Consider the following 17,950-nt stretch of genomic DNA (forward strand, 5'->3'; position numbering starts at 1 on the left):
TTGTTGAGTTGAGTGGGTTGTACGAATCAATGGCCAGGCGCGGTCTGCCGCCAGGCTTGGGAACGACGCAGCAAACCGCGCGAAGCCCAGGCCAGCAGCAGGGACACGCCCGCCGAGGTGAACAGAATCAGAGTCGACATCGCTGCCGCACCGCCGACGTTGCCGGCGTCATCCATGTTCAGCACCGCCACTGCCGCGAGGATGGTGTCGGGGCTATAGAGGAAGATCGCCGCCGAAACAGTGGTCATGGCCGAGACGAACAGGTAGCGCACGATGTCCAGCAGCGCCGGCAGGCAGATCGGTACCGTCACCCGCAGGTAGTGGCGATACAGCGGCGCCTTGAGCGACAGCGCAGCGGCTTCGAACTCGGCGTCGAGCTGACGCAGCGCGGTGGTCGCGGTCATTTGTGCGGTGGTCAAATAGTGAGCAATGGTACAGACCACCAGCAGGGTCATGGTCCCGTAGAGCACATGCAGCGGGTTGCCGGTGAGGTTGAAGAAAAAGACATAACCCAGGCCCAACACCAGTCCCGGCACCGCCATCGGTACGAAACTGAGCATGCGCAGGGTCAGGTTCAGCCCACGCTGGCCCTTGGTTTTTTCCATCAGGTAAGCGCCGGTAAAAATCAGCACGCTGCCGATCAACGCCGTGCACAACGCCATCTTCACGCTGTTGCCGTAAGCCAGCCAGCCGCCGCCCGCCGTGTCGTTGAACTGGTAATGATTGAGCGACAACGACAGGTTGTACGGCCAGAATTTGACCAGGGATGAGAACACCGCCATGCCGAACACCAGTAACAACGCGGCGCAGATCAGCAACACGATGGCCAGGTAGCAACCGTCTCGCAGTGTCGATGCCGCCGGTTTGAATACCTGGGCACGACCGCTCATGGAATCACCGTGACGTCGACGCAACCACGCATCGACACCGAAGCTGAACAGCGCCGGCAACAGCAGGACCATGCCAATCAATGCGCCGCGACCAAACTGCTGCTGACCGACCACCGCTTTGTAGGCCTCCAGCGCCAACACTTGATAGTCGCCACCGACCACCACGGGCACACCGAAGTCGGTGATAGTCAGGGTGAACACCAGGCAGAACGCGGCGAACACGGCCTGACGGGTCGCCGGCCAGGTGATGCTGCGAAAGGCTTTGGCGGGACTTGCGCCCATGCTGGAGGCGGCATCGAACAATCGCGCATCCGCCAGGGACAGCGCCGACAGCAGAATCATCAAGGCATGCGGGAAGGTGTAGATGACCTCACCGAGCACAATGCCCCAGAAACCGTAGATGTTGTCCGAGAGCAGACCGCGCAACAGGCCCTGGTTGCCGAACAGATAAACCAGTGCGATGCCGGGCAGCATCGACGGTGCCATCAACGGCAGCAGGGATATCGCACGCCAGACGCCTTTGCCGGGAATCAATGTGCGTTGCAGGGCGTAGGCAAACAGGTACGCCAACGGTACGACGATCGCCGCCACACTGAGGGAAACCTTCAGGCTGTTACCCAACAGCCAGTGAAAATTCGCACTGGTCACCAATTCGCGCGCTGCAACCAGACCACCGCCCTGCCCCGCCTCGGAACTGAAACCACGCCAGAAAATGGCGAGCAACGGCATCAACACGGCGACACCGAGCAGCACCAGCAACAGGACTTTGCCGCCGACCACGAACACCCGGTCGCCGATCTCGGCACGGGAGGTCTGCCGAAACTGCTTGTGCGGTATCGGCAGCGCGATGTTCGCGCTCATCAGGCAAACACCTGCAGGCTGCGTGGCGGCAAGGCGACCATGATTTGCTGGGCGCCGAGGCGCGGCATGGCTTCCGGTGCCAATTCGGCCAGCAGCGCATGGCCCGGCAATTGATCGAGCTCGAAGCTCATGCGGCAGCGGTTGCCGAGGAAGGTGATTTCGCGAACCTTGGCCGGGAACAGGTTTTCCTCGTGCACCACCGGGTTCACGTTGATCGCTTCCGGGCGGCAGAACAGTCGGCCCGACGCGGTTTGGGCGCTGCCATCGGCCAGGCGCAGGCTCATCCCGCCGACCTGGGCGTGGCTGTCACTGCTACGGCTGAACGGCAACCAGTTGCCCTGGCCGACGAACTCCGCCACAAACGGTGTGGCCGGGCGGTCGTAGATTTCCTGCGGCGTGGCGTACTGCTCGACCTTGCCGTTGTTCATCACGGCGATGCGGTCGGCCATCAGCATGGCTTCGTCCTGATTGTGCGTGACCATCAGGGTGGTGATGCCGAGGTTGCGCTGCAGTTGGCGCAGTTCGGTGCACAGATGCTCGCGGACCCGGGCGTCGAGTGCCGACATCGGTTCGTCCAGCAACAGTAACGAGGGCGCTGGCGCCAGGGCCCGAGCCAGTGCAACGCGTTGCTGTTGGCCGCCAGACAACTGGCCGGGGTACTTTTTCTCACTGCCGATCAGGCCGACCAGTTCCAGCATCTGACCGACACGTTTACGCACTTCATCACGACCGCTGCCCGCGAGGCCGTAGGCAATGTTCGCTTCAACGGTGAGATTGGGGAACAACGCGTAGGACTGGAAGAGAATGCCGTAGTCCCGCGCTTGGGGGGCCAGATGGGAAACGTCGCGATCACCCAGGTACAACTCGCCGCTGTCCTGTTTTTCCAGACCGGCGATGCAGCGCAGCAACGTGGTTTTGCCACAACCCGACGGGCCCAGCAGACACACCAGCTCACCGGCCGCCACGTCGAGGGAAACGTTATCYAGCGCCGTGAAGGCGCCAAAGCGTTTCTGCACGCCGCGCACTTTCATTGGGGCGCCGGGGTTGGTCAGGGCAGTTGCGATCGAGTGGTTCATGGACAGGCCTCATCAAGCAGATGAGAGCCATCCTAGATTTGTAATGCGTCCGTCATATGGCAGTGAGGCAAAAACGACTGATAGTGGTATTCAGGATTTTTGGTTGAAGTCATGCGGCGCCTGAACTGACGCCATCGCGGGCAAGCCTTGCTCCTACAGGGGCTTATCCACTCCTGTAGGAGCAAGGCTTGCCCGCGATGAGGCCAGCTCAAGTGATGGATATTTCAGGCCGGGGCCATTTCCTGCGCCAACCCCAGGAACGCCGCCGGCAGCCGCGCGCCTTTGCGCTCCTTGAGGCAATACAGGTACTCGGGAATCTGCGGTGCATTTTCGATGGTCAGCACGCGCAATTGCGGATCGTGCGGCACTTCCTGGCGGGCAATGATGCTGATGCCGATGTTGCGCAGCACCGCCTCACGAATCGATTCACGGCTGCCAATTTCCAGCAACGGCCCGAAACTCACCCCGGCATTGACCAGCAACTCTTCGGTCAATCGACGGGTGGTCGAGCCCGACTCGCGCATCAGCAACGTATGCCCGGCCAAGGCGCTGAGTGGCACATGATCGTGAATCGCCAGCGGGTGATTGCGATGCACGGCCAGCACCAGCGGATCGCTGCCGAGCACCCGGCGAATCAGTCGCGCATCGTCCAGCAATTGCGAGGACGCTGCGACATCCACCCGGTAATCCTCCAGCGCTTCGAGCACTTGCTGCGAGTTGCCGATTTCCACCGACACTTCCACTTGCGGCAAGCGTTCGCGAAAGGTTTTCACCAGATCCAGGATGTAATACGGCGCCGTGGCGGCAATGCGCAACGTGCCCTGGACCTGGCCACTGTTGCGCAGGAAAAACTCGATGTCGGCTTCCTGTTGCAACAGCGCCTTGACCATCGGCAACAGCCGAGCGCCTTCATCGCTGACACTGAGGCGGCGGCCGCCACGGTAGAACAGTTCCACCGAATACTGGTTTTCCAGGTTGCGGATCTGGGTCGTGACCGTCGGTTGGCTCAGGCCGAGCTTCTTCGCCGCCAGGGTAATGCTGCCCAGGCGGGCCACCATGTAAAACGCCTTCAGCTCCGCACTCAGCACACCCTTCCCTCTTCCTTATTTGCGCAGCAGGCGCAAACCGTTGAACACCACCAACAAACTGACGCCCATGTCGGCGAACACCGCCATCCACATGGTAGCGAGCCCGGCGAAGGTTACCCCAAGAAAGATCGCCTTGATCACCAATGCCAGCGCGATGTTCTGTTTCAGGATGCTGGAGGTCTGCCGCGACAGCCGGATGAACGTCGGGATCTTGCGCAAGTCGTCGTCCATCAAGGCGACATCGGCGGTCTCGATGGCCGTGTCGGTGCCCGCCGCGGCCATGGCAAAACCGATCTCGGCCCGGGCCAGTGCCGGCGCATCGTTGATGCCATCGCCCACCATGCCGACGTTATGACCCTGTGCATAAAGGGCTTCGATGGCTTGCAGTTTGTCGGTCGGCAGCAGATCACCCTTGGCCTCGTCGATGCCCACTTGTGCGGCAATCGCCTGAGCGGTGTGGACGTTGTCGCCGGTCAGCATCAGGGTTTTGATGCCCAGGTCATGCAGTTGCTGGATCGCCTCGCGACTCGACTCTTTTACCGTGTCCGCCACCGCAAACAGCGCCAGCGGGCCGGATTTATCGAGCAGCAGCACCACCGACTTGCCCTGTTTCTCCAGCGCGAACAGTTTCTCTTCCAGCGCCGGCGAACACAGGTTCAGCTCTTCGACCAAACGGTGGTTACCCAAGTGGTACACCTGACCGTTGATCTCACCGCGCACACCGCGACCGGCTAGCGCTTCAAAGTTATCCACAAACAGCGGCGCGAGTTGTTTATCCACAGCCGCATTGGCAATGGCCAGCGACACCGGGTGATCGGAACGTCCGGCCAGCGCGGCGGCAATCGCCGGGGCTGTTTCGACGGTGGTTGTGTCGAGAGAAAGGTAATCCGTCTGTACCGGTTTGCCGTGGGTGATCGTTCCGGTCTTGTCCAACGCCAGATAATCGAGCTTGTAACCGCCCTCCAGATACACGCCCCCCTTCACCAGAATGCCTTTGCGTGCCGCCGCCGCGAGGCCGCTGACGATGGTCACCGGGGTGGAAATCACCAGCGCACAAGGGCAAGCGACCACCAGCAACACCAGCGCCCGGTAGATCCAGTCGAACCATGCGGCGCCCATGAACAGCGGAGGAATCAGCGCAACGGCAAGGGCCAGGATGAATACCGCTGGCGTGTAGATTTTCGAGAAGCTGTCGACGAAACGCTGGGTCGGTGCCCGCGCGCCCTGGGCCTGTTCGACGGCGTGGATGATTCGCGCCAGCGTCGAATTGTCCGCCGCTGCGGTCACGGCATATTCCAGAGACCCGGCCTGATTGATGGTGCCGGCGAATACTTTGTCGCCGACGGTTTTCTCGACCGGCAAGCTTTCACCCGTGATCGGCGCCTGATCGATAGTTGAACTGCCGGCCACCACTTCACCGTCCAGCCCGATGCGCTCACCGGGTCGTACCCGCACCCGCGCCCCCAGCTCGATGGTTTTGACGTCTTGCTCGACCCAGCTGCCATCGGCCCGCTGCACCGTGGCCTGTTCCGGGCTCATCTGCATCAGGCCGCTGATCGCATTGCGTGCGCGGTCCAGGGATTTGGCTTCAATCAACTCGGCCACGGTGAACAGGAACATCACCATCGCCGCTTCCGGCCACTGACCGATCAGGATCGCGCCGGTCACCGCGATGCTCATCAGCGCGTTAATGTTCAGGTTGAGGTTTTTCAGGGCGATCCAGCCCTTTTTGTACGTGGTCAGGCCACCACTGAGGATCGAGACCAGCGCAATGACCGCCACCACCCAAGTGGGTGCAGCGTTGGTGAAGTGAATGACTTCGGCGGCCAGCGCCCCCACACCGGACAGCGCCAATGGCCACCACGGTTTTTTCTCCGGCGCGGGAGCGGGTGCTTCGACGCCTTGCTCAAGCGGTTCTGCCTGCATGCCGAGGGATTTGATCGCCTCGATGATGGGCGCAGTGCTTGGCAAGTCGTGGGTCACGCCCAACACCCGGTTGATCAGGTTGAACTCCAGTTGCTGCACACCGGCGAGTTTGCCGAGTTTGTTCTGGATCAGCGTCTGCTCGGTCGGGCAGTCCATCGCATCGATGCGAAAGCTGCTCAGGCGTGCACCGGCCGTTGGCGTTTCGCTCAACTTGATCAGCGACGGCGCAGCCGCTTTGGTGGAACAGCAGGAATCGCCGTGGCCGCCATGCTCGTGCTTCTTTACAGGCTGCAGTGTGTGGCTGTGATCGTGCTCAGCCTTGGGGGTGTGGGTGTGTTGGGAATCGCTCATCAGGTCGCGTCCATAAGGTGCCTGTTGCCAAGTAAAGACCCTGTAGCCACTATAGGGTCAAGCACCTATTTGGAGACTGCCGTCATGAAGATCGGAGAACTGGCCAAACTGACCGACTGCGCCGTGGAAACCATCCGCTATTACGAGCGCGAAAACCTGTTGCCGGAGCCGGCTCGCAGCGACGGCAACTACCGCGTCTACACCCAGGCCCACGCCGAGCGCCTGACCTTCATCCGCAACTGCCGCACCCTCGACATGACGCTGGAAGAAATCCGCAGCCTGCTGGCGTTTCGCGACAGCCCGCAGGATCAGTGCGAAAGCGTGAATGCGTTGATCGACGAGCACATCCACCACGTCAAGGCGCGGATCGATGGGTTACTGGCGTTGCAGACACAATTGCTCGACCTGCGCCAACGCTGTGGCGAAGGGCCGGAGATTGATCAGTGCGGGATTTTGCAACGGCTGGAAGTGAGTGGCGGGGTTGTGGCGACCGAGGTGGGGCATTCCCATGTCGGCCGCAGTCATGGACATTAGTCCTTCGCCAATTAACGCTCAGACCAATGTGAACTCCAAGGTACCCCGGGGGCCCATGCCATAATTCAGGCCGGGGACCATCCCGGAACCCAGAAACAAACTGCAAAGCAGGTGAACGGACTCTCCGCGATGCGCCTGATAGACAGAAGAATCAATCCGAAACTTGAGGGGTGAATCGGGACTGACCGTTAACTTGCGCTGATAGTCCCTCCAGGCGCCACCCTGCCCGCCGTTCGGGCTGCTTTTCCAGTGCATTTCAATGGCGTTGTTTGTTCGCAGGTTTTCAATCAGTGGAATGGTTAGGAAAACGCCATCGGGATGTTGATCAATATCCAGAACTCCCTCCGATACGTCGTCAATAGAAATCGGGGCGGTTTGAATCAGTGCCTGGGCGAACGTCATGTACAACGATGCGGAAGGTAATGCGCTCCCCCCTCTTTCGATAACAAAAATAACCTCAACCCGGTCGCCTTCAAACGGGCGTGCCGTTTCGTCAGGAACAGCAAACTGCAACGAGGTGAAACTCAGTACTGGCTGAGGTGGTGACTGGTAACTTTTCCCGCTGCCACCAAGCGCCTGCCACTGCACCCGAACCTGATCACCGATCTGAAATTCCCTGTCATTTACTGACACAACCACGCGCAGAGAATCGACGAAGATAGGTGCGCCAGTGAATATTTCCATAGGCACCACGCAATCCCATGGAGCGAGGCTTGGGATGAAATGAAAAAGTCCGGATCGGCTTTCGCAGCCAATAAGCGGTAAACCGGTTAATTGACTACTCAAGTGCTCTGGCGAGAGACCGATAGGGCTTTGCGAAAACCCGGTAGTTGCACGGGGCGCAATGATTGTCATGACGAAGCTCCTGAAATAAAGAAAGGGTGTTGCTGACCACGTCCTAATGGCCATTCAAACACCCTAGCATTCGTTCGCCCACTGTCAAAAATGACAGCCAGATAGACCTTTTTCTAATATAAAAATCTATCCGCCCATCTATTAAACCGCCATCGGCGCGGTCATCGGCGCGTGGTGCTCGTAACCTTCCAGCGAGAAATCGCTCGGTTCGATCAGCTCCAGCCACTCCGGCTGATAAACGCCAGTCTTGGCAAACTCCGGCACACGGTCGCTGATCACCAGTTTCGGCATCGGGAACGGCTCACGCTTGAGCTGTTCATTGAGCATGTCCAAATGGTTCTCGTAGACGTGCGCGTCGCCGATGAAATAGGTGAACCAGCGCGGCGTGTAGCCGGTCAGGCGACCGATCAGGCTCAGCAGCGCCGCGCCTTCGGTGAGGTTGAACGGCGTACCGAGGCCTAGGTCGTTGGAACGGATGTAGAGGGTCAGGGAAATCTCCTTGGTCTCGACATTCGGGTGGAACTGGTACAGCAGATGGCACGGCGGCAGGGCCATTTCATCGAGCTGGGCAACGTTCCAGCCGTGGAACAGAATGCGGCGGCTGCCCGGGTCTTTGATGATGGTGTCGACGCACTGACGAATCTGGTCAATCGCCTTGTACAGCACGACGTAAGCCTGGCCGTCTTCTTCGCCTTCAGCGATCTGGCGGTAGCCTTGGCCCAATGTCTGTTCGATAGCGGCCTTATTGCTGACCGGGATCTGTTTGTACGCTGGCCATTTGCGCCATTGCACACCGTAGATTTCGCCGAGGTCGTCTTCGCCCTGGCGGAACGGGTTGGCCAGCCACTGCGCATTTTCGTTGGCGTTCTGGTCCCAGACCTTGCAGCCCAACGCGCGGAATTCGGCGGCGTTGTTAACGCCACGCAGAAAACCGCACATCTCGCCGATGGCCGATTTGAAAGCCATCTTGCGCGTGGTGATCGCCGGGAAACCTTCCTTGAGGTCATAGCGCAGCATCGCACCCGGAAAGCTGATGGTGTTCACGCCCGTGCGGTTGGCTTGCTTGGTGCCGTTCTTGATGACGTGGGCGACCAGTTCGAGATATTGCTTCATGAGTTACCTGTGTCCTTGAACCCGGAGACCGTTGCCCCCGGGGTTCGAATTTATACGGCTGCTGCTGGCGTCGCCGGGGCACGGTGATACGCCAGCCAGATCAGGAACAGGCCGCCGACAATCATCGGCACGCAGAGCACTTGGCCCATGGTCAGCCAGTTCCAGGCCAGATAGCCCAGTTGCGCGTCCGGTACGCGGACGAATTCGACGATGAAACGGAAGATGCCATAGAACAGCGCGAACATCCCGGACACCGCCATGGTCGGCCGCGGCTTGCGCGAGAACAACCAGAGGATGAGGAACAGTGCCACGCCTTCCAGCGCGAACTGGTACAGCTGCGACGGATGGCGCGGCAACTGCGACGGATCGCTGAACGGCGGGAAGATCATTGCCCACGGCACGTCGGTCGGCTTGCCCCACAATTCGGCGTTGATGAAGTTGCCGATACGCCCGGCGCCCAGGCCGATCGGCACCATCGGCGCGACGAAATCCATCAGCTGGAAGAACGACTTGTTGTTCTTTTTACCAAACCACAACGCCGCCAGCATCACGCCGATGAACCCGCCGTGGAACGACATGCCGCCCTTCCACACTTCAAAAATCAGCGCCGGGTTGGCCAGGTACGCGTGCAAATCGTAGAACAGCACATACCCCAAACGGCCACCGACAATGACACCCATCGACATCCAGAAGACCATGTCGGAGAGCTTCTCCTTGGTCCAGGTCGGGTCGAAACGGTTCATCCGACGGGACGCCAGCAGCCAGGCGCCGCCAATGCCGATCAGGTACATCAAGCCGTACCAGTGGATTTTCAGCGGACCGATGGCCAGGGCCACCGGGTCGATCTGCGGGTAAGGCAGCATTGCGACTCCTCGTTAGAGTTGAAACCAAAATTCCCGGGCGACGCTGCCACCTCAGGATTAAGTCAGGATTGCGCGGGTCGTCAGAGCAAGAAACTCAGGCCGACGCAGAACAGCAAAGCGGCAAACAGTCTTTTCAGCAACTTCGGCGACAGCCTGTGGGCCAGTCGCGCGCCGATACGGGCGAAGACCATGCTGGTCAGGGCAATGCCCAACAGTGCCGGCAAATAAATAAAACCGAGACTATGGGCCGGCAGCAACGGATCGTGCCAGCCCAGGATCATGAAACTTAACGCACTGGCCAATGCGATCGGCAGACCGCAGGCCGACGATGTGGCCACGGCCTGTTGCATCGGCACACTGCGCCAGGTCAGGAACGGCACGGTCAAGGAGCCGCCGCCAATCCCGAAAATCGCCGAGGCCCAGCCAATCACACTGCCGGCCATGGTCAGACCGAGTTTGCCCGGCACCGTGCGGCTGGCCTTGGGCTTGACGTCCAGCGCCAGTTGCGCGGCGATGACCAGGGCGAACACACCGATGATTTTCTGCAAATTCGGACCGGAGATCGCTTCGGCCGTCAGTGCGCCGAAACCGGCGCCCATCAAAATGCCCACGGTCATCCAGACGAAAATCGGCCAACGCACCGCGCCACGACGATGGTGTTCGCGCACGGCGTTGACCGAGGTAAAGATAATCGTCGCCAGGGAGGTACCGACCGCCAGATGGGTCAGAATCGATGCATCGAAGCCCTGCAAGGTGAAACTGAATACCAGCACGGGGACGATAATGATCCCGCCGCCGACCCCGAACAGCCCGGCCAGCACGCCTGCGCAGGCGCCCAGCGCCAGATAGAGCAGAAATTCCATGACCTTCCTTGTACGCTTCTCAAAAAAGCACCGGCATAGTAACGGATGCGGGGCCCAAGGCTCCACTGGATGGCGATGGATACCCGTGCGATGTCTGCGTAGAGTGAGCAAAAAACACACAAGGACCACCTTATGTGCCTGATTGTTTTCGCCTGGCGACCGGGTCACGCCCAGCCGCTGATCGTGGCGGCCAACCGCGACGAGTTCTACGCGCGCCCCAGCCTGCCCTTGGCGCAATGGCCAGAAGCTGCGCACGTTCATGCCGGTCGCGACCTGGAGGCCGGCGGCACCTGGCTCGGTGTCGGCGCCAATGGGCGCTTTGCGGCGCTGACCAATATTCGTGATCCGCACCGACCACCCGGACGCAAGTCTCGCGGTGAACTGGTGGCGCGGTTTCTCACCGGGGAGCTGCCGATTGACGACTATTTAGCCGACGTTGTCGCCCGCTCGCCGGAATATGGCGGATTTAACCTGCTGGTCGGCAATGGCAATGAGCTCTGGCACTTCAATGCCCGGGAATCCGAGGCCGTGATGCTGGTGCCTGGGGTGTATGGGTTATCCAACGCCGGGCTGGATACGCCCTGGCCGAAGTTGCTCAAGGCCAAGGCGGCATTGAGTGAGGTGCTGGAAGACCCACAACCTCAAGCACTATTGGCGCTGTTGAGCGATTCGCAGACTGCGCCATTTGCCGAGCTGCCGGATACAGGGGTGGGGCTGGCGACCGAGACGTTGTTGTCGAGTGTGTTTATTGCCAGCCAAAGCTACGGGACCCGGGCGAGCACGGCGTTGATTGTGCAGGCGGATGGCTCGCGGCATCTGGTCGAACGGAGTTTCGGGCCGTATGGCGGGCATCTTGGGGAAGTGGAGATCAGGCTTTAGTTTTGTGTTGGCTGGACGGCAAGCCTTGCTCCTACAGGTCTGTGGCTGCACGACACAAATCCGTAGGAGCATGGCTTGCCCTCGATGGGGCCGCCGCAGAATTAGAGGGGCTTGATCGCCGCTGGATTGATCATCCGCGCCAACCCGAGGTTTTTCAGCGCCAGTTGCAGCGAGCTGTGGATAACTTGCGGGTTGTCGATGGTCATCAGCTCGGCCAGCAATTCCTTGGCCTTGCTCAGGTTGATCTGGCGCAGCATCCACTTCACTTTCGGCAAGTTGGTGGCGTTCATCGACAGGCTGTCGAAGCCCATCGCCATCAACAGCACCGCCGCCGCCGGGTCACCGGCCATCTCACCGCAGATACTCACAGGCTTGCCTTCGGCATGGGCGTCACGCACCACGTTCTGCAAGGCCTGGAGCACCGCCGGGTGCAGGTAGTCGTAAAGGTCGGCCACCCGCGGGTTGTTGCGGTCGACGGCCAACAGGTACTGAGTCAGGTCGTTGGAGCCGACCGACAGGAAGTCCACTTGCCGCGCCAGTTCCTTGGTCTGATACACCGCCGCCGGAATCTCGATCATCACGCCAATCGGCGGCATCGGCACATCGGTGCCTTCGTCGCGCACTTCGCCCCACGCCCGGTGGATCAGGTGCAAGGCTTCTTCGAGTTCGTGGGTGCCGGAGATCATCGGCAGCAGAATCCGCAAGTTGTTCAAGCCTTCGCTGGCCTTGAGCATGGCGCGGGTCTGGACCAGGAAAATTTCCGGGTGGTCGAGGGTGACGCGAATCCCGCGCCAGCCCAGGAACGGGTTGTCTTCCTTGATCGGGAAGTACGACAAGGCCTTGTCGCCGCCGATGTCGAGGCTGCGCATGGTCACCGGTTGCGGGTGAAACGCGGCGAGCTGCTCGCGGTAGATCGCCAGTTGTTCCTTTTCGCTCGGGAAACGCTGGTTGATCATGAACGGCACTTCGGTGCGGTACAGACCCACGCCTTCAGCGCCACGCTTCTGCGCCCGCGCCACGTCCGCCAGCAAACCGGTATTGACCCACAACGGCATGCGGTGACCATCGAGGGTCACGCACGGCAAGTCGCGCAGTGCATCCAGCCCAAGGGCCAGTTGCTTCTCTTCCTCGACCACTTCGGCGAACTGCTTGCGCAGTACATCGCTGGGGTTGGTGTAGACCTCGCCGTGGTAGCCGTCGACGATCATCTGGATGCCGTCGACTTTCGAGTACGGCAAGTCGACCAGGCCCATCACCGTCGGGATACCCATGGCTCGCGCCAGGATCGCGACGTGGGAGTTACCGGAACCGAGTACCGACACCAGACCGGCCAGCTTGCCTTCCGGCACCTCGCCGAGCATGGCCGGCGTCAGTTCTTCGCTGACCAGAATGGTGTTGTCGGGATAAACCAGGGTTTGCTGACGCTCTTCCTGCAAATAGGCGAGCAGGCGGCGACCGAGGTCCTTGACGTCCGAGGCACGCTCACGCAGGTAGGCGTCGTCCATCAATTCGAAACGGTTGACGTGATCGGTGACCACTTGACGCAGTGCGCCCTGGGCCCACTGACCGGTCTTGATGACGGTGGTCACTTCGCTGCCCAGCGCGGCGTCGTCGAGCATCATCAGGTAGACGTCGAACAAGGCGCGCTCTTCCGGGCGCAATTGTGTCGCGAGCTTGGCCGACAGCGTGCGCATATCGGCGCGCACGCCTTCGATGGCGGTCTTGAACAGCCCGAGTTCGGCGTCGATGTCGACAATAGTCTTGTCCGGCACCACGTCCAGATCGGCGGGCGGCAGCATGACCACCGCCGTACCGACCGCTGCACCTGGCGAACCCGGCACGCCGACAAACTTGGCTTCCTGGATGCCTTTGCCCTGACGGCCCAGGCCACGGATCGACCCGGTGGCCTCGGCGTGGGCGATAACGCCAGCCAGTTGCGCGCTCATGGTCACGAGGAAGGCTTCTTCACCCTCATCGAACTGGCGGCGTTCTTTTTGCTGGATGACCAACACGCCGACGACCCGGCGGTGGTGAATGATCGGCGCCCCGAGGAATGAAGCGAAGCGCTCTTCACCGGTCTCGGCGAAGTAGCGGTAGCGCGGGTGGTCCGCAGCGTTTTCGAGGTTCAGGGGTTCTTCGCGCGTACCGACCAGGCCAACCAGACCTTCGTTGGGTGCCATGCTGACTTTGCCGATCGAGCGCTTGTTCAAGCCCTCGGTAGCCATCAGCACGAAGCGGTTGGTCTCGGGGTCAAGCAGGTAGACCGAGCAGACCTGGCTGCCCATGGCCTCTTTGACGCGCAACACAATAATCCCCAACGCCGCCTTGAGATCCTTGGCGGAGTTAACTTCCTGGACGATCTTGCGCAGCGTATTGAGCATGGCTCGGGGTCGAACTCCGTCGTCAGTCGCGCGTTAAAAGGCGCGGGGCAAGCTCTTTGAGAGCGCGTCGATACACCTCGCGCTTGAATGTCACCACCTGGCCCAACGGATACCAATAGCTGACCCAGCGCCAGCCATCGAACTCCGGTTTACCGGTCAAATCCATCCGCACCCGCTGCTCGTTGGAGATCAGGCGCAGGAGAAACCATTTCTGTTTCTGGCCGATGCACAGCGGTTGGCTGTGGGTACGGACCAGACGTTGCGGCAAACGATAGCGCAACCAGCCCCGGGTGCAGGCGAGAATTTCAACATCTTCGCGCTCCAGACCCACTTCTTCGTTCAACTCGCGGTACAAGGCGTCTTCCGGCGTCTCCTGGGGGTTGATCCCTCCCTGTGGAAACTGCCAGGCATCTTGATTGATACGGCGAGCCCATAGCACCTGTCCGGCATCATTCGTGAGAATGATCCCGACATTGGGGCGGAAACCATCGGGGTCGATCACGGCAACAACCTCGCAAACGCATGTCGCCGCATTGTTCCACAAAGGTTGTGAAGGCAGCAACGAGCCGGCCAACCTTATGTGCACTCTTGTGAAAAGTCCGTATTCTGGGCGCCTTTCTACAGACTTTTCAGCGAGTAACTGCAATGCGCCTGGCTTTATTCGACTTGGACAACACTCTTCTGGGCGGCGACAGTGACCACGCCTGGGGCGATTACCTGTGCGAACGCGGCTTCCTCGACGCCGTCGCCTACAAGACTCGCAACGACGAGTTCTATCAGGATTACCTGGCCGGCAAGCTGGATAACGCCGCCTACCTGAACTTCTGCCTGGAAGTCCTCGGCCGCACCGAGATGACCGTGCTCGRTCAGTGGCACAGCGACTACATGCGCGACTGCATCGAACCGATCATGTTGCCCAAGGCCCTCGAACTGCTGGCCAAGCACCGCGACGCCGGCGACAAACTGGTGATCATCACCGCGACCAACCGCTTCGTCACCGGGCCGATTGCCCAGCGCCTGGGCGTTGAAACCTTGATCGCCACCGAGTGCGAGATGGTCGATGGCCGCTACACCGGGCGCAGTACCGACGTACCGTGCTTCCGTGAAGGCAAGGTAACGCGCTTGAATCGTTGGCTGGACGAGACCGGGCATTCACTGGAAGGCAGCTACTTCTATAGCGACTCGATGAATGATTTGCCGTTGCTGGAGCAGGTAACCCACCCGATCGCGGTTGATCCTGATCCGAATCTGCGTGCCGAAGCCCAGAAGCGTGGCTGGCCGGTGATCAGTCTGCGCCTCTGATTACATCTGTAGCAGCTGCCGAGGCACGAGGCTGCGTTGCGGTCCGCAGGGCCGTCCTCAAGGGCAGCTTCGCAGCCCATCGCAGCCTCGTACCTCGGCAGCTGCTACAGAGACTGCCTTAGATGGGTTTGGCTCCCATCAACCCCGCAATGGCCACAAAACAGACAAAACTGAACAACGCCAACGCAAAGGTAAATTTACCGACGCTACCCGGCGCCTTGCGCAGTTTGTTCAGCCGCACCAGCAACCAGAACCACGCCAGCGCCGCCACGGTGTACAGCACGCTGGAGGCCAGCAACCACGTCTGCCCCAGCGGCCAACCCACCAGATGCACCATGCACCAGCCTGTAACCGGCATGCTCAGCAGCGCCAGGCCCATCAGCAGCCAGACAAACACCCTTGGCCGTTGCAAGGTGCGGCTTCCCGCCGTCGCGTCACCCTTGCGCCGCGCAAGTAAAACCCAGACGCCCAGGCCCAGTGCGCTGATCAGCAACACAACCGTTGCGACCATGTGCGCCGCTTTCAGGGCAGATAACGTTTCCATTGTTCGATTTCCTTATGGCCTGCCCATCAGCGTAGCCGTTCAGCCCAGAAACAGCTTATAGGCCGGGTTGTCGCTTTCATCCCAGTACGGGTAACCGATTTCTTCCAGCGCGGCCGGCACCAGATGACGTTCGTCGTGCGGTACTTGCAGGCCCGCGACTACTCGGCCGTCCGCCGCACCATGGTTGCGGTAGTGGAACATCGAGATGTTCCAGCGCCCGCCCAACTTGTTGAGGAAATTGAACAACGCCCCCGGACGCTCCGGGAATTCGAAGCGCAGGATCACTTCATCAACAACGTGGGCCGCTCGACCGCCGACCATGTGGCGAATGTGCAGCTTGGCCAGTTCGTTGTCGGTCAGGTCCAGCACCGGGAAGCCCTGTTCGCCGAGGCTGGCAATCAGCGCACTGCGCGGGTCGGTTTCCGGGTGCGTCTGCACGCCAACGAAGATGTGCGCTTCGCTGCCAGTGTTGTAGCGGTAATTGAATTCGGTGATCTGGCGTTTGCCGATGGCTTCGCAAAACGCCTTGAAGCTGCCCGGTTTCTCGGGGATGGTCACGGCGATGATTGCTTCACGACCTTCGCCCAGCTCGGCGCGTTCGGCGACATGGCGCAAGCGGTCGAAGTTGACGTTAGCGCCGGAGTCGATGGCCACGAAGGTCTGGCCGCTGACACCGCGCTGCTCGACATACTTCTTGATCCCGGCCACGCCCAGCGCGCCCGCAGGCTCGGTGATCGAGCGGGTATCGTCGTAGATATCCTTGATTGCCGCACAGATCTCGTCGGTGCTGACGGTGATCACTTCATCGACATAGTCTTTGCAGATGTCGAAGGTGTGCTGGCCGATCTGTGCCACCGCAACGCCGTCGGCGAAGAGGCCCACGGTCGGCAATACCACGCGCTCACCCGCCGCCATGGCGACTTGCAGGCAGTTGGAATCGTCCGGTTCGACGCCGATGACTTTGATGTCCGGGCGCAGGTACTTCACGTACGCCGCAATGCCGGCGATAAGCCCGCCACCGCCCACCGGAACGAAGATCGCGTCCAGTGGCTGCGGGTGCTGACGCAGAATCTCCATGGCCACGGTGCCCTGCCCGGCAATAGTGTGGGGATCGTCGTAAGGATGGATGTAGACGTAGCCTTTTTCGTCGACCAGTTTCAGCGAGTAGGCCAGGGCTTCCGGGAACGAATCCCCGTGCAGCACCACTTTGCCGCCGCGCGAACGCACGCCTTCGACTTTGATTTCCGGGGTGGTCTTGGGCATGACGATGGTGGCTTTGACGCCCAGCACTTTCGCCGCCAGGGCCAGGCCTTGCGCATGGTTACCCGCCGAAGCCGTCACGACGCCGCGCGCACGCTCTTCGTCGCTCAACTGGGTCAGCTTGTTGTAAGCGCCGCGAATCTTGAACGAGAACACCGGCTGCAAGTCTTCACGCTTGAGCCAGATCGTGTTGCCCAGCCGCTCGGTGAGCTGGCGGGCTGTCTGCAATGGGGTTTCTACGGCAACGTCATAAACGCGCGAGGTGAGGATCTTTTTGACGTACTGTTCGAGCATCGGAAAGCATCACTGAGCGGGTTGGGCAGGACCACGGAGTCTAACCCGGCTTTCAGCTGTACGACCACACGAATACAGCGGTTTTAGCCCCGCTTAGGGCTATAATGCCGGCCTTTCGTTCCCTCCCCGGCATCTCGGAGCCCGCATGAACCAGGATCAACTCAAACAGGCAGTGGCTCAGGCCGCCGTCGACTTCATCCTCCCGAAACTCGACGACAAGAGCATCGTCGGGGTCGGCACCGGCTCCACCGCCAACTGCTTCATCGATGCCCTGGCCAAGCACAAAGGTGCGTTCGACGGCGCTGTTGCCAGCTCCGAAGCCACCGCCGCCCGCCTCAAGGGCCACGGAATTCCGGTGTATGAGCTGAACACGGTCAGCGACCTGGAGTTTTACGTCGACGGCGCCGATGAAAGCGATGAGCACCTGAACCTGATCAAGGGCGGTGGCGCGGCCCTGACCCGCGAGAAGATCGTGGCGGCCGTGGCCAAGACGTTCATCTGCATCGCCGACGCCAGCAAACTGGTGCCAGTGCTCGGCGCGTTCCCGCTGCCGGTCGAAGTCATCCCGATGGCCCGCAGCCACGTGGCCCGCGAACTGGTGAAACTGGGCGGCGACCCGGTTTACCGCGAAGGCGTGCTGACCGACAACGGCAACATCATCCTTGATGTGTTCAACATGCAGATCACCAACCCGGTAGAACTGGAACGTCAGATCAACGCCATTGTTGGCGTGGTCACCAATGGTTTGTTCGCGGCACGCCCGGCGGACTTGCTGTTGCTGGGCACCAGCGAAGGCGTGAAAACCCTGCGCGCCGAGTAAGCCATTTACAACGCAAAACCTGTAGGAGCCGAGCTTGCTCGCGATAGCGG

General features: G+C 60.6%; 16 protein-coding genes. 4 read left to right on the top strand and 12 right to left on the bottom strand.

What is annotated here, in order from left to right:
- Positions 1 to 26: 26 nt before the first annotated feature.
- From AC1D2P_RS15760 to AC1D2P_RS15775, 4 genes are all read right to left on the bottom strand, one after another.
- Positions 27 to 1,751 (bottom strand): putative 2-aminoethylphosphonate ABC transporter permease subunit, encoded by a 1,725-nt coding sequence (locus AC1D2P_RS15760; RefSeq protein WP_109785655.1) that lies wholly within the window; start codon positions 1,749 to 1,751, stop codon positions 27 to 29.
- The gene (locus AC1D2P_RS15765; RefSeq protein WP_109785656.1) at positions 1,751 to 2,827 is read right to left on the bottom strand and encodes a putative 2-aminoethylphosphonate ABC transporter ATP-binding protein; all 1,077 of its coding nucleotides are present in this window, start codon (positions 2,825 to 2,827) and stop codon (positions 1,751 to 1,753) included. The genes AC1D2P_RS15760 and AC1D2P_RS15765 overlap by 1 nt, the downstream gene beginning before the upstream one ends.
- A 224-nt stretch (positions 2,828 to 3,051) precedes the next feature.
- Entirely contained in the window at positions 3,052 to 3,915 is an 864-nt protein-coding gene (locus AC1D2P_RS15770) for a LysR family transcriptional regulator (RefSeq protein ID WP_109785657.1), read from the bottom strand.
- Positions 3,916 to 3,930: 15 nt separating this feature from the next.
- Positions 3,931 to 6,192: a heavy metal translocating P-type ATPase gene (locus tag AC1D2P_RS15775; protein WP_109785658.1), complete on the bottom strand. Its 2,262-nt coding sequence runs from the start codon at positions 6,190 to 6,192 to the stop codon at positions 3,931 to 3,933.
- An 84-nt stretch (positions 6,193 to 6,276) separates the two neighbouring features.
- On the opposite strand from AC1D2P_RS15775, the gene cadR reads away from it, so the two are divergent.
- On the top strand, positions 6,277 to 6,726 hold the full coding sequence (gene cadR, locus AC1D2P_RS15780; protein ID WP_109785659.1) for a Cd(II)/Pb(II)-responsive transcriptional regulator: 450 nt from the start codon (positions 6,277 to 6,279) through the stop codon (positions 6,724 to 6,726).
- An 18-nt stretch (positions 6,727 to 6,744) separates the two neighbouring features.
- Here cadR and AC1D2P_RS15785 read toward each other — a convergent pair whose 3' ends face one another.
- From AC1D2P_RS15785 to AC1D2P_RS15800, 4 genes are all read right to left on the bottom strand, one after another.
- Positions 6,745 to 7,581 carry a hypothetical protein gene (locus AC1D2P_RS15785; RefSeq protein ID WP_146206164.1) on the bottom strand — a complete coding sequence of 279 codons (837 nt, stop codon included), beginning with the start codon at positions 7,579 to 7,581 and terminating at the stop codon, positions 6,745 to 6,747.
- Between the two features lie 141 nt (positions 7,582 to 7,722).
- Complete coding sequence (locus tag AC1D2P_RS15790) at positions 7,723 to 8,694, bottom strand: thymidylate synthase (protein ID WP_046032319.1); 972 nt, start codon at positions 8,692 to 8,694, stop codon at positions 7,723 to 7,725.
- Positions 8,695 to 8,744: 50 nt separating this feature from the next.
- Positions 8,745 to 9,557, bottom strand: coding sequence for a prolipoprotein diacylglyceryl transferase (lgt, locus tag AC1D2P_RS15795; RefSeq protein WP_046032318.1), 813 nt, complete (start codon positions 9,555 to 9,557; stop codon positions 8,745 to 8,747).
- An 80-nt stretch (positions 9,558 to 9,637) separates the two neighbouring features.
- On the bottom strand, positions 9,638 to 10,420 hold the full coding sequence (locus tag AC1D2P_RS15800; RefSeq protein ID WP_109785661.1) for a sulfite exporter TauE/SafE family protein: 783 nt from the start codon (positions 10,418 to 10,420) through the stop codon (positions 9,638 to 9,640).
- A gap of 132 nt (positions 10,421 to 10,552) precedes the next feature.
- Here AC1D2P_RS15800 and AC1D2P_RS15805 point away from each other — a divergent pair, with 132 nt between their 5' ends.
- Positions 10,553 to 11,299, top strand: coding sequence for an NRDE family protein (locus tag AC1D2P_RS15805; RefSeq protein ID WP_046032316.1), 747 nt, complete (start codon positions 10,553 to 10,555; stop codon positions 11,297 to 11,299).
- Positions 11,300 to 11,400: 101 nt separating this feature from the next.
- On the opposite strand, the gene ptsP is transcribed toward AC1D2P_RS15805, so the two are convergent.
- Together ptsP and AC1D2P_RS15815 are read right to left on the bottom strand one after the other, a co-directional pair.
- Positions 11,401 to 13,680, bottom strand: coding sequence for a phosphoenolpyruvate--protein phosphotransferase (ptsP, locus tag AC1D2P_RS15810; protein ID WP_046032315.1), 2,280 nt, complete (start codon positions 13,678 to 13,680; stop codon positions 11,401 to 11,403).
- Between the two features lie 22 nt (positions 13,681 to 13,702).
- Complete coding sequence (locus tag AC1D2P_RS15815; protein WP_007945562.1) at positions 13,703 to 14,182, bottom strand: RNA pyrophosphohydrolase; 480 nt, start codon at positions 14,180 to 14,182, stop codon at positions 13,703 to 13,705.
- 143 nt (positions 14,183 to 14,325) lie between these two features.
- On the opposite strand from AC1D2P_RS15815, the gene AC1D2P_RS15820 reads away from it, so the two are divergent.
- Positions 14,326 to 14,982, top strand: coding sequence for a histidinol-phosphatase (locus tag AC1D2P_RS15820; RefSeq protein WP_477811499.1), 657 nt, complete (start codon positions 14,326 to 14,328; stop codon positions 14,980 to 14,982).
- A gap of 118 nt (positions 14,983 to 15,100) precedes the next feature.
- Here the strand turns inward: AC1D2P_RS15820 and AC1D2P_RS15825 are convergent, their stop codons facing one another.
- Together AC1D2P_RS15825 and ilvA are read right to left on the bottom strand one after the other, a co-directional pair.
- Positions 15,101 to 15,526, bottom strand: a complete 426-nt coding sequence (locus tag AC1D2P_RS15825) for a DUF2269 domain-containing protein (protein ID WP_109785663.1) — start codon at positions 15,524 to 15,526, stop codon at positions 15,101 to 15,103.
- 39 nt (positions 15,527 to 15,565) lie between these two features.
- Positions 15,566 to 17,080, bottom strand: a complete 1,515-nt coding sequence (gene ilvA, locus AC1D2P_RS15830) for a threonine ammonia-lyase, biosynthetic (protein WP_477757414.1) — start codon at positions 17,078 to 17,080, stop codon at positions 15,566 to 15,568.
- Between the two features lie 145 nt (positions 17,081 to 17,225).
- Between ilvA and rpiA the strand changes: the two genes are divergently transcribed.
- Entirely contained in the window at positions 17,226 to 17,900 is a 675-nt protein-coding gene (gene rpiA, locus AC1D2P_RS15835) for a ribose-5-phosphate isomerase RpiA (protein WP_046032311.1), read from the top strand.
- Positions 17,901 to 17,950 lie beyond the last annotated feature (50 nt).

The organism is Pseudomonas sp. P1_F1_2, assembly GCF_056405815.1.